A 12,124-nucleotide genomic window follows, 5' to 3' on the forward strand; every position below is an offset into this window, starting at 1 on the left:
AGCCTGCCGACGGGACCCCCACACCAGCACTTATGCCGTTATCGGCCGCTGCACCCTGATCGACTGGAGCAGTCCGATCGCCACCCAGACGGCGAACATCGACGAGCCGCCGTAGGAGACGAACGGCAGCGGCAGCCCGGCGACGGGCATGATGCCGAGCGTCATCCCGATGTTCTCGAAGGACTGGAAGGCGAACCAGGCGATGATGCCGGCGGCGACGATCGTGCCGTACAGCTCGGTGGTCTCGCGGGCGATCCGGCAGGCCCGCCAGAGCACCACACCGAGGAGTACGAGGATCAGTCCGGCGCCGACGAAGCCCAGCTCCTCGCCGGCGACGGTGAAGACGAAGTCGGTCTGCTGCTCGGGGACGAACTGGCCGGTGGTCTGGGAGCCCTTGAAGAGGCCGGTGCCCAGCAGCCCGCCGGAGCCGATCGCGATCCGGGCCTGGTTGGTGTTGTAGCCGACACCGGCCGGGTCGAGTTCGGGGTTGGCGAAGGCCGCGAACCGGTTGATCTGGTACTCGTCCAGCAGACCGAGGGCGGTGACGAGGACGGCGCCCGCGACTCCGCTGCCGATCAGCCCGAGAATCCAGCGGTTGGACGCCCCGGAGGCGAGCAGCACGCCCAGCATGATGACGACCATCACCATCACCGAGCCGAGGTCCGGCATCAGCATGACGATCGCCATCGGCAGGACGGCGATGCCCAGCGACTTGGCGACGGTGCGGTGGTCGGGGTGGGCGAGATCGCCGGCGTCGACCCGGGAGGCGAGCAGCATCGCCATCCCCAGAATGATCGTGATCTTCACGAACTCGGAGGGCTGGATGGAGAAGCCGCCGCCGATGACGATCCAGGCGTGCGCGCCGTTGATGGTGGCGCCGAGCGGGGTGAGCACCAGCAGGATGAGCAGCACGGAGAGCCCGTAGAGGACCGGGACGGCGCCGCGCAGGGTGCGGTGGCCGAGCCAGACGGTGCCGATCATCAGCGCGATGCCGATACCGGTGTTCAGTATGTGGCGGAAGAGGAAGTCGTAGGGGTCGCCGCCGGTCAGCTCGGTCCGGCCGCGGGTCGCCGACCAGACCAGCAGGGCGCCGATCCCGGAGAGCAGGAAGGCGGCGAGGAGCAGCGGCCAGTCGAGCCGGCGGACCACCGAGTCGCGGGCGGAGAGCTGGGACCAGAGCCCGTCGCGCCGGGGGCCGTATCCGGAGACGGAGAAGCCATTGGTGCCGGCCATGCCTCAGTCCCTTCGCGCGGGCGGCCCCGCGAGCTGCTGGTTCTCTTCCAGCGGCTTGCGCGGCTGGTACGGCTTGATCCGGGGCGCGTCGATGGTGCCGTCGGCGCCGATCCTCGGGAGCGCCTTCTGCGGGGCGGGCAGCAGGGCGCGCTTCAGATCCTGGTTGCCCTTCTCGTCGAGCCCGTACATCGCCTCGTAGATCTTGCGGACGGCGGGCCCCGAAGCGCCCGAGCCCGTACCGCCCTGGGAGATGGTCATGACGATGGTGTAGTCGTCGGTGTACGAGGCGAACCACGAGGTGGTCTGCTTGCCGTAGACCTCCGCTGTGCCGGTCTTGGCGTGCATCGGGATGTCGTCCTGCGGCCAGCCGCCGAACCGCCAGGCGGCCGAGCCCCGGGTCGCGACCCCCGCGAGGGCGTCGTTTATCTTCCGGTTGGTGGCGGTGTCCATGGGGAGCTTGCCGGCCGGCTTCGGCTTGATCTCCGTCACCTCCCTGCCGTCGGCGCTGACCACGGCCCGCCCGACGGTGGGCTGGTAGAGCGTGCCGCCGTTGGAGATCGCCGCGTAGATCGTCGCCATCTGTATCGGGGTGACGAGGGTGTCTCCCTGGCCGATGGAGTAGTTGACGGAGTCACCGGCGCGCATCCGGTTGCCTTCGAGGCAGTTCTCGTACGCGATCTGCTCGACGTAGCTGCCGCCCTTCTTGCCCTCCTTGCACCAGGTGCCCTTGAGCTGCTCCCAGTAGCTCTGCTTCCACTGGCGGTCGGGGACCCGGCCGGGGACCTCGCTGGTGAGGTCGATACCGGTCTTCTTGCCCAGACCGAACTGGTGGGCGGTGCGGTAGAACCAGTCCTTGGGGTCCTTCTTCGGGTTGATGCCGCCGTCCTTGACCCACTCGCGGTGCGCGAGCCCGTAGTAGACGGTGTCGCAGGAGACCTCCAGGGCGCGGCCGAGGTTGATGGAGCCGTACCCCTTGGACTCGAAGTTCTTGAACTCGCGCCCGCCGAAGGAGAGGGAGGAGGGGCAGGGGTAGTTGGCGTCGAAGTCGTAGCCCGCGTTGACGGCGGCGGTGGAGGAGATCACCTTGAAGATCGAGCCGGGCGCCGCCTGGCCCTGGATGCCCCGGTTGAGCAGCGGGTAGTTGGACGCCTTGTCGGTGAGCTGCTGGTAGTCCCTGCCGGAGATGCCGCCGACCCAGGCGTTGGGGTCGTACGTGGGCAGGGAGGCCATCGAGATGACGCGGCCGGTCCGGTTCTCCATGACCACGACGGCGCCCGCGTCGGCCTTGTAGTTCACCCCGGTGTTGTTCTTGTCGATCTCCTTGCGCGCGGCCTTCATCGCCTCGTTCAGCTCGTACTCGGCGACGGCCTGGACACGGGCGTCGATGGAGGTGACGAGGTTGGCGCCGGGCTGGGCCTTGTCGCGGTCGGCCTCGCCGATGACCCGGCCGAGGTTGTCGACCTCGTAGCGGGTGACACCGGCCTTGCCGCGCAGCGCGTGGTCGTAGGTGCGCTCCAGACCGGAGCGGCCGACCTGGTCGGAGCGGAGGAACGGGGACTCGGTGTCCTTGGCCTTCTCGATCTCCGCGTCGGTGACGGGGGAGAGATAGCCGAGCACCTGGGCGGTGTTGGCCTTGCCGGGCGCCGTGTAGCGGCGGACGGCGGTGGGCTCGGCGGTGATGCCGGGGAAGTCCTCGGCGCGCTCGCGGATCTGGAGCGCCTGCTGCGTGGTGGCCTCGTCGGTGACGGGGATCGGCTGGTAGGGGGAGCCGTTCCAGCAGGGCTTGGGGGTCTTGGAGTCGCAGAGCCTGACCTTGTCCTGGACCTCCTTGGGCGACATGCCGAGGACGCCCGCGAGACGGGCGAGCACGGCCTTCCCGTCGTCCTTTATCTTCATCAGCTCGGTGCGGGAGGCGGAGACCACGAGCCGGGTCTCGTTGTCGGCGAGGGCGACGCCCCGGGAGTCGAGGATGGAGCCCCGGACGGCGGGCTGGACCACACGCTGCACGCCGTTGTTCTTGGCCTCGTCGGTGTACTCCTGGCCGTTGCGGATCTGGAGGTACCACAGCCGCCCGCCGAGGGTGAGCAGCAGCGAGAAGACCAGGACCTGGATGACGACGAGCCGGATCTGGACCCGTGGGGTCCGGCCGGTCTCCGGGATGTTGCTCACAGTCGCTTGACCCCCTTGATGCGTCCGGCGCGGGCGGCCCGGTTGCGCGCGGCCTTGAGGCGCATGCCGCCGCGCTGGGTGCCGATGCGCAGCCCGGTGCCGGAGGCGAGCCACCCCGATGAGACATCGCCGGCGCCGCTCTGGGTGTCGGCGAGCGGATCGTTGTCGGTGCGGCGGGCCAGCGCCATGATGAACGGCACGGTGAACGGCGCCAGCAGCAGATCGTAGACAGCGGCGGTGAACAGCAGATTGCCGAGGCCCACATGGCGGGCGGCGGTGTCACCGACGAGGGCGCCCACGCCCGCGTACAGCAGGGTGGAGCCGACGGCGGCGGCGACGACCACGAGCATGGGGACGGTGGCGGACTTCAGTCTGCCGTTCTCGGGGCGGGCGAGGCCGACCAGATAGCCGATGACGCACAGGACCAGGGCGTACCGCCCCGCGGCGTGGTCGGCGGGGGGCGCGAGGTCGGCGAGGAGTCCGGCGCCGAAGCCGATGAACGCGCCGGCGACATGCCCGTAGACCAGGGCGAGTCCGAGGACGGTGAGGAGCAGCAGATCGGGGACGGCGCCGGGGAGCTGGAGCCGGGAGAGTACGGAGACCTGGAGGACGAGGGCGACCACGACGAGGGCCGTGGAGAGAAGCGTCCGGTTGACTCGCATGACGGATCAGCTCCTACTGCTGCTCATGGGTCGGGCGGGCGCCCGGTGCCTGGCTGCCGCCGGGGGCCTGAGCGGCGGGGCTCCGGCCGGGCGCGGGGGCCTGGCCGGTGCCGGAGGACGGGCCGGTGTCCGGCAGCCGGCCGGTGTCGCCGCCCTGGGCCTCGGCGATGTTCTGCCCGGCGGGTCCGCTCGGGGTGACCGTGACCGTGACGGTCGGTGTCGGCCGGGGCCCGGCGGGCTTGGCCGGCAGCACGGTGTCCCGGGGGTCGGTGCGCGGGGCCTGGACGACGACGCCGACGATGTCGAGCTTGCTGAAGCCGACATACGGGTCGACGTAGATAGTCCGGGTCAGATCGCCGCCCGAGGGGTCGACGCGGACCACCTCACCGATGGGGACGCCCGGCACGAAGGGCTTATCGGCCTGCGAGCCGAAGGTGACCAGACGGTCGCCCTTCCGCACCTTGTGCTTGCCGTTGAGCAGCTGGACCGAGAGCGGGCGGTCGCCCTGTCCGGTGGCGAAGCCCAGTTCGTCGCTCTTCTCCATCCGGGTGCCGACGGCGAAGTCGGGGTCGTTGGCGAGGAGGACGGTGGCGGTGTGCGGGCCCACGGTGGTGACCCGGCCGACGAGTCCGTCCCCGTTGAGGACGGTCATGTCGCGCGTGATGCCGTCCCGGGAGCCGATGTCGATGGTGACCGTCCAGGAGAAGCCCTGGGCCGCTCCTATGGCGATGACCTCGGCGCCCTTGATGCCGTACTGTCCTGCGCCCGCCGTCCTGAGCATCCTGTCCAGCTCGCGGGCGCGGCTGCGGTGCCGGTCGTCGCTGCCGAGTCTGGCCCTCAGCTCCGCGTTCTCCCGCTCCAGGACGCTGATGCGGTCATGGCGCTCGCCGGAGTCCCGTACGGCCCCGATGGCGTTGCCGACCGGGTTGACCGCCGACGCGACGCCGTTCTCCACCGGTCCGAAGACGGTGGCGGCTGCCTGCCGGGCGCCGTCGATCGGTGAGTCCTCGCCCCCGCGGATGTCCACCGTGATCAAAGCGAACGCGATGGCGATCAGCAGCACCAGGAGCAGACGGCTCTCTCGTGTGTCCCTCACGTGCGGCGGCCGTGCCTTCCTCGTAGGAATGGAGATGTCTGTATATCAACGATCTGCCGTACGGGTTGGCCGACACCCGTACAGGGGTTCCCCCCGGGGCCGTGGGAGCCCGGGGGGGTACGGCCGGGCCCCGCCCCGGTCGTGGCGGCGGGGCCGGCGGCACGGCTAACGGCGCGGCTGGGCGTCGAGGACCTGCTGCAGCGCCTCGAACTCCTCCACGCACTTGCCGGAGCCGAGGGCCACCGAGTCCAGCGGGTCCTCGGCGATGTGGATGGGCATACCGGTCTCGCGGCGGAGCCGCTCGTCGAGTCCGCGCAGCAGGGCGCCGCCGCCGGTGAGGACGATGCCCCGGTCCATCACATCGCCCGACAGCTCGGGCGGGCACTTGTCGAGGGTGGTCTTGACGGCGTCGACGATGGAATTGACCGGCTCCTCGATCGCCTTGCGGACCTCGGCGGCCGAGATGACCACGGTCTTCGGCAGCCCCGACACCAGGTCGCGGCCGCGGATCTCGGTGTGCTCGTCCTGGTCCATGTCGTAGGCGGAACCAATAGTGATCTTGATCTGTTCCGCGGTGCGCTCACCGAGCAGGAGCGAGTACTCCTTCTTGATGTGCTGAATGATCGCGTTGTCCAGTTCGTCGCCGGCGACCCGGATGGACTGCGCGGTGACGATTCCGCCCAGCGAGATGACGGCGACCTCGGTGGTGCCGCCGCCGATGTCGACGACCATATTGCCGGTGGCCTCGTGGACCGGGAGGCCGGAGCCGATGGCCGCGGCCATGGGCTCCTCGATGATGTGCACCTGGCGGGCGCCGGCCTGGGTCGACGCCTCGATGACCGCGCGGCGCTCGACTCCCGTGATACCGGAGGGCACACAGACGACCACGCGCGGGCGGGCGAGATAGCGGCGCTTGTGGATCTTGAGGATGAAGTAGCGGAGCATCCGCTCGGTGATCTCGAAGTCGGCGATGACGCCGTCCTTCAGCGGCCGGACGGCAACGATGTTGCCCGGCGTCCGGCCGATCATCTTCTTCGCCTCGGAGCCGACCGCCAGAATGCCGCCGGTGTTGGTGTTGATGGCGACGACGGACGGCTCGTTGAGAACGATCCCCTTGCCTCTGACGTACACCAGCGTGTTGGCGGTCCCGAGGTCGACAGCCATGTCACGGCCGATGAACGACATTTTGTTCCCCATGAGGATGCGTCTGGCCTTCCCAAATCGAGCGTTGACGACTTTTCAGGATGGCGAGGTGGGTGCTGTGGCGTGAGGCTTCCATCGTAATGCCGCCTCCACGGACACGGCGCGGTGGTCCACCTCTCTTTAGGTGACGAGGTGTCGCAGCGATCCGTTCCCGCATTGCGTTCGCATATGCCGAAGGGCGACCGAATTACATCGGTCGCCCCAGGTCATGAGCGCTGTTTGGCTGATGCGGGGTCAGGAAAGTCCCGGAAAGAAAATCTTCAGTTCCCGAATGGCGGACTCCTCGGAGTCCGAGGCATGGATCAGGTTCTCGCGGACGATGGTGCCGAAATCGCCCCGGATGGAGCCGGGCTCGGCCGCGATGGGGTCGGTGGGGCCCGCGAGCTTGCGCACGCCCTCGATGACCCGCTCGCCCTCGACGATCAGCGCCACGACCGGGCCGGAGGCCATGAACGCGACCAGCGGCTCGTAGAACGGCTTGCCCCGGTGCTCACCGTAGTGCTGCTCCAGGGTCTCCTGGTCGAGCGTGCGCAGCTCCAGCGCGCCGATGGTCCAGCCGGCCTTGGCCTCGATCCGGCCGATGATCTCGCCGACCAGCTTGCGCCGGACCGCGTCGGGCTTGAGGAGGACGAGGGTGCGCTGGGTCATGGTGTGAGGCTCTCCTTGCAGGCATACACATGTGCGGTGAGCCGAGATTACAGGGGGCCGCCCCGGGGGCGGCACCCGGACCTGACCACCGGTCAACCGGGTGCCGTCCGCCGCGCGCGGACGGGGCTCACGCGGACTCAGGCCTGGACGCGCGCCTGGTCGGCCCAGCGGGCCTTCGCCTCGTCGATCTTGCGGCCGTAGTGCACCGACGCCCACCACAGGCCCGCGAAGCACGCGCCCAGGAAGAACATGATGGGCACGATGAAACCGCTCAGCACCAGACCGATCTGGAGCGCCCAGCCGAGCTGCACCCCGCCCGGGCGGGTGACCATCCCGCAGAGCAGGACCGACAGGGCCATGACGATCCCGCAGACCGTCCAGACCGTGCCCGTCGACAGATCCGGGTCCTTCATGGCGACCAGACCCGCGAAGGCGACGATGAAGAACTCGCCGATCAGCGTGGACGAACAGAGCATGCGCATGGTCAGCCCCTCCCGAGCAGCAGCCGGGCTTCCCCGACCGTGATCACCGAGCCGGTCACCAGCACCCCGGCGCCCGCGTACTCGGCCTCTTCCTCCGCGAGGGTGATCGCCGTCTCGATCGCCTCGTCGAGCCGGGGCTCGACCACCACCCGGTCGTCGCCGAAGACCTCCACGGCGACGGCCGCGAGGGTGTCGGCGTCCAGCGCGCGATGGCTGGAGTTCTGGGTGACGACCACCTCGGCGAAGATCGGCTCGAAGGCTTCGAGCAGCCCCCGGACATCCTTCTCGCCGCTCGCGCCGACCACCCCGATCAGCCGGGAGAACCCGAACGCCTCGGTGACGGCGTCGGCCGCCGCCCGGGCGCCCGCCGGGTTGTGGGCCGCGTCCAGCACGACCGTGGGGCTGCGCCGCACGACCTCCAGCCGGCCGGGCGAGGAGACGGCGGCGAACGCCTTGCGGATGGTGTCCGCGTCCAGGGTCCGCGCGTGGTCCGCGCCGACACCGAAGAACGCCTCGACCGCCGCGAGGGCCACCGCCGCGTTGTGCGCCTGGTGGGCGCCGTAGAGCGGGAGGAAGATCTCGCCGTACTCACCGCCGAGGCCGCGCAGGGTGAGCTGCTGGCCGCCGACGGCGACCTCGCGGGAGACCACCCCGAACTCCATGCCCTCGCGGGCGACGGTGGCGTCGACCTCGACGGCCTTCTTCAGCATCACCTGGGCCGCGTCCACCGGCTGCTGCGCCAGGATCACGGTCGCGCCCTGCTTGATGATCCCGGACTTCTCCACCGCGATCTCGGCGGGGGTGGAGCCGAGCCGGTCGGTGTGGTCCAGGTCTATCGGGGTGACCACGGCGACGGAGGCGTCGATCACATTGGTGGCGTCCCAGGTGCCGCCCATGCCGACCTCGACCACGGCGGCGTCCACCGGGGCGTCGGCGAAGGCGGCGTACGCCATTCCGGTGAGCACCTCGAAGAAGGAGAGCCGGTACTCCTGGGCCGTGTCGACCATCTCGACGTACGGCTTGATGTCCTCGTACGTGGAGATGAAGCGCTCGGGGTCGATGGGGGCGCCGTCGAGGCTGATGCGCTCGGTGATCGACTGCACGTGCGGGGAGGTGTAGCGGCCGGTGCGCAGCTCGAAGGCGGAGAGCAGGGCCTCGATCATCCGGGCGGTGGAGGTCTTGCCGTTGGTGCCGGTGATGTGGATGGAGGGGTAGGCGCGCTGCGGCTCGCCCAGGACGTCCATCAGCGCGGCGATCCTGGTCACCGAGGGGTCGAGCTTGGTCTCGCCCCAGCGGTTCGCCAGATCCGCCTCGACCGCGCGCAGGGCGCGGTCGACCTCGGGGTCGGCGGGGCGGGCGGGGACGGAGTCGGGCTGGGGGGCTCCGGCCTGGGCGCGCAGGGTGCGGCTGCCGGCCTCGATCACCGCCAGGTCGGGATCGCGGTCGGTCTCGGCTTCGATGATCTCGTCGAAGCGGTCGGGGTCTGCGGGGCGGTCGGCGGGATGCTCACTCACGCCCCCCAGTCTAGGCGCCCCCCGCCCCCCGGCCTCCCGGCCGCCCCGCGGTGCGCGGGGTCCTGTTGCACGGGGTCCGTCCGCCATCTCCCCGGGAGCTGCCCCCGGACGAGCTGGAATGCCCGGGCCCCCCGGGGCGCGGCGTCCGTCCTCAAGCGCCGGACGGGCTGGGTCCACTCAGCCCCTCCGGCGATTGAGGAGCGGGGGTTCGGGGGCCGGCCCCCGACCGAGGCCCGCAGCATGCGGGCACCCGTCGCACAGGGTCCGTCCTCAAACGCCGGACGGGCTGGGATTGCTCGGGTCGCCCTCCACGCGCGGGCCGTCCCCGCCAGCGCCGGACGCACACCACCCCAGCCCCTCCGGCGATTGAGGAGCGGGGGTTCGGGGGCCGGCCCCCGACCGCGGGCCGCAGCATGCGGGGACCCGCCGCGGAAGGTCGCTGCCTCTGGGAGGTGCCCCCGGACGGGCTGAGAATGCGCGGGGCGTCGTCAGGCGGAGGGGAGGTGGGTGAGTTGGGTGGTCAGGCGGGTGATGTCCGCCTCCGCCGCCGACAACCGGCCGCGAATCTTCTCCACCACCTGATCCGGCGCCTTCGCCAGAAACGCCTCGTTCCCCAGCTTCCCCTCCGCCTGCCCCTTCTCCTTCACCGCGGCCGCCAGATCCTTCTCCAGCCGCTTCCGCTCCGCCACCACATCGATCGTCCCCGACAGATCCAGCGCCACCGTCGCCCCCGCCACCGGCAGCGTCGCGGTCGCCGCGAAGCCCTCCCCCTCCGGCTGGAGGCGGAGCAGCTGGCGGATCGCCGCCTCGTGCGGGGCGAGCGCCGTGCCGTCCAGGCCGAGCCGGGCCGGGACCTTCTGGCCCGGCTGGAGCCCCTGGTCGCTGCGGAAGCGGCGCACCTCGGTCACCACCCGCTGGACCAGCTCGATCTCCTTCTCGGCCGCCTCGTCCCGGAACCCGCTGTCGGCCGGCCACTCGGCGACGACCAGCGACTCCTTGCCGGTGAGCGTCGTCCACAGCGTCTCGGTGACGAACGGCACCACCGGGTGCAGCAGCCGCAGCGTCACATCCAGGACCTCGCCCAGGACACGCGCCGAGACCTTCGCCTGCTCGCCGCCGGCGAAGTACGTGGTCTTCGACAGCTCCACGTACCAGTCGAAGACCTCGTCCCACGCGAAGTGGTAGAGGCTGTCCGCGAGCTTGGCGAACTGATAGTCGTCGTAGTACGCGTCCACCTCCGCCACGGTCTTGTTCAGCCGCGACAGAATCCACCGGTCCGCCGCCGACAGCCGCTCCGCCGGAGGCAGCTCCCCCTCGACCGTCGCCCCGTTCATCAGCGCGAAGCGGGTGGCGTTCCAGATCTTGTTGGCGAAGTTGCGGGAGGCCTGGACCCAGTCCTCCCCGATGGGCACATCCGCCCCCGGGTTGGCGCCCCGGGCCAGGGTGAAGCGGACGGCGTCGGAGCCGTACGCGTCCATCCAGTCGAGCGGGTCGACCGAGTTCGGGTTGGACTTGGACATCTTCTTGCCGTGCTCGTCCCGGACGAGTCCGGTCAGGGCGACGGTGTGGAAGGGCGCCTCCCCGTCCATGGCGTACAGACCGAACATCATCATCCGGGCGACCCAGAAGAAGATGATGTCGTGCCCGGTGACCAGGACATCGGTGGCGTAGAACTTATCGAGGTCCTCGGTCCGCTCGGGCCAGCCGAGGGTGGAGAAGGGCCACAGCCCGGAGGAGAACCAGGTGTCGAGGACATCCTCGTCCTGGGTCCAGCCCTCGCCCGCGGGCGGCTGCTCGTCGGGGCCGACACAGACGGTCTCGCCGTTCGGGCCGTACCAGACCGGAATGCGGTGACCCCACCAGAGCTGGCGCGAGATGCACCAGTCGTGCATGTTGTCGACCCAGTCGAAGTACCGCTTGGAGAGATCTGCGGGGTGGATCGCCACCCGGCCGTCGCGGACCGCGTCCCCGGCCGCCTGGGCCAGCGGGCCGACCTTGACCCACCACTGGAGGGAGAGGCGCGGCTCGATCGTGGTCCGGCAGCGGGAGCAGTGCCCCACCGAGTGGACATAGGGGCGCTTCTCGGCCACAACCCGGCCCTGCTCGCGCAGTGCCGCGACGATCGCCGAGCGCGCCTCGAAGCGGTCGAGCCCCTCGAAGGGACCGGGCACGGTGATGACCGCCCGCTCGTCCATGATCGTGAGGGATTCGAGGCCGTGGCGCTGGCCGATGGCGAAGTCGTTCGGGTCGTGGGCGGGGGTCACCTTGACCGCGCCGGTGCCGAACTCGGGGTCGACATGGGTGTCGGCGACGACCGGGATCGTCCGGTTGGTCAGCGGCAGCTTGATCCGCTTGCCGATGAGGTGCGCGTACCGCGGGTCGTCGGGGTGGACGGCGACGGCGGTGTCACCGAGCATCGTCTCGACCCGGGTGGTCGCCACCACGAGGGTCTCGTCTCCCTCGCCGTACTTCAGCGAGACCAGCTCGCCGTTGTCGTCCTGGTAGTCGACCTCGATGTCGGAGATCGCGGTGAGACAGCGGGGACACCAGTTGATGATCCGCTCGGCGCGGTAGATCAGCTCGTCGTCGTAGAGGTTCTTGAAGATGGTCTGGACGGCCCGGGAGAGGCCCTCGTCCATGGTGAAGCGCTCACGGCTCCAGTCGAGCCCGGCGCCGAGCCGGCGGAGCTGGCCGAGGATCTTTCCGCCGTACTCCTCCTTCCACTGCCAGACCCGCTCGGTGAACTGCTCCCGGCCGAGGTCGTGACGGGACTTGCCCTCCTCGGCGAGCTGCTGCTCGACCTTGTTCTGGGTGGCGATGCCGGCGTGGTCCATGCCGGGGAGCCACAGCGCCTCGTACCCCTGCATGCGCTTGCGGCGGGTGAGCGCGTCCATCAGGGTGACCTGGAAGGCGTGGCCCAGGTGGAGCGCTCCGGTGACGTTCGGCGGCGGGATGACAATGGTGTACGGCGGCTTCTCGCTCCTGGCGTCGGCCGTGAAGTAACCGCGCTCTACCCAGCGCTCATACAGCTTCCCCTCCACCTCGGCCGGCGCGTACTGGGTCGGCAGTTCGGGGTTGCTGGCTGGCGTCTGCTGAGTGTTCTCGGTCACGGGCCCA

At 70.1% G+C, this 12,124-nt stretch carries 9 protein-coding genes; all 9 read right to left on the bottom strand.

The window, feature by feature from the left end:
• Window positions 1-30: 30 nt before the first annotated feature.
• Window positions 31-1,233 carry a rod shape-determining protein RodA gene (gene rodA / locus ACWCRA_RS22480; RefSeq protein ID WP_351556888.1) on the bottom strand — a complete coding sequence of 401 codons (1,203 nt, stop codon included), beginning with the start codon at window positions 1,231-1,233 and terminating at the stop codon, window positions 31-33.
• A 3-nt stretch (window positions 1,234-1,236) separates the two neighbouring features.
• Window positions 1,237-3,402, bottom strand: a complete 2,166-nt coding sequence (gene mrdA, locus ACWCRA_RS22485) for a penicillin-binding protein 2 (RefSeq protein ID WP_451068439.1) — start codon at window positions 3,400-3,402, stop codon at window positions 1,237-1,239.
• Window positions 3,399-4,064, bottom strand: coding sequence for a rod shape-determining protein MreD (gene mreD / locus ACWCRA_RS22490; RefSeq protein ID WP_351556893.1), 666 nt, complete (start codon window positions 4,062-4,064; stop codon window positions 3,399-3,401). The genes mrdA and mreD overlap by 4 nt, the downstream gene beginning before the upstream one ends.
• Window positions 4,065-4,077: 13 nt before the next feature.
• Window positions 4,078-5,160, bottom strand: coding sequence for a rod shape-determining protein MreC (gene mreC / locus ACWCRA_RS22495; RefSeq protein ID WP_351556895.1), 1,083 nt, complete (start codon window positions 5,158-5,160; stop codon window positions 4,078-4,080).
• Between the two features lie 165 nt (window positions 5,161-5,325).
• Window positions 5,326-6,345, bottom strand: coding sequence for a rod shape-determining protein (locus ACWCRA_RS22500; protein WP_351556897.1), 1,020 nt, complete (start codon window positions 6,343-6,345; stop codon window positions 5,326-5,328).
• A gap of 252 nt (window positions 6,346-6,597) precedes the next feature.
• Window positions 6,598-7,011, bottom strand: coding sequence for a nucleoside-diphosphate kinase (gene ndk, locus ACWCRA_RS22505; RefSeq protein ID WP_351556900.1), 414 nt, complete (start codon window positions 7,009-7,011; stop codon window positions 6,598-6,600).
• Window positions 7,012-7,148: 137 nt separating this feature from the next.
• On the bottom strand, window positions 7,149-7,493 hold the full coding sequence (locus ACWCRA_RS22510) for a DUF4233 domain-containing protein (RefSeq protein ID WP_351556903.1): 345 nt from the start codon (window positions 7,491-7,493) through the stop codon (window positions 7,149-7,151).
• 2 nt (window positions 7,494-7,495) lie between these two features.
• Entirely contained in the window at window positions 7,496-9,007 is a 1,512-nt protein-coding gene (gene folC / locus ACWCRA_RS22515; protein WP_351556906.1) for a bifunctional tetrahydrofolate synthase/dihydrofolate synthase, read from the bottom strand.
• A 488-nt stretch (window positions 9,008-9,495) separates the two neighbouring features.
• Complete coding sequence (locus ACWCRA_RS22520) at window positions 9,496-12,117, bottom strand: valine--tRNA ligase (protein WP_451068440.1); 2,622 nt, start codon at window positions 12,115-12,117, stop codon at window positions 9,496-9,498.
• Between the last annotated feature and the right edge of the window lie 7 nt (window positions 12,118-12,124).

It is taken from the genome of Streptomyces sp. NPDC001889 (genome assembly GCF_053594535.1).

What these genes read in the sequence shown, in the direction of transcription:
- ACWCRA_RS22510 (WP_351556903.1), bottom strand. Translation starts at nt 7,493, where the DNA reads ATGCGCATGCTCTGTTCGTCCACGCTGATCGGCGAGTTCTTCATCGTC.
- ACWCRA_RS22500 (WP_351556897.1), bottom strand. Translation starts at nt 6,345, where the DNA reads ATGTCGTTCATCGGCCGTGACATGGCTGTCGACCTCGGGACCGCCAAC.
- rodA (WP_351556888.1), bottom strand. Translation starts at nt 1,233, where the DNA reads ATGGCCGGCACCAATGGCTTCTCCGTCTCCGGATACGGCCCCCGGCGC.
- mreD (WP_351556893.1), bottom strand. Translation starts at nt 4,064, where the DNA reads ATGCGAGTCAACCGGACGCTTCTCTCCACGGCCCTCGTCGTGGTCGCC.
- ndk (WP_351556900.1), bottom strand. Translation starts at nt 7,011, where the DNA reads ATGACCCAGCGCACCCTCGTCCTCCTCAAGCCCGACGCGGTCCGGCGC.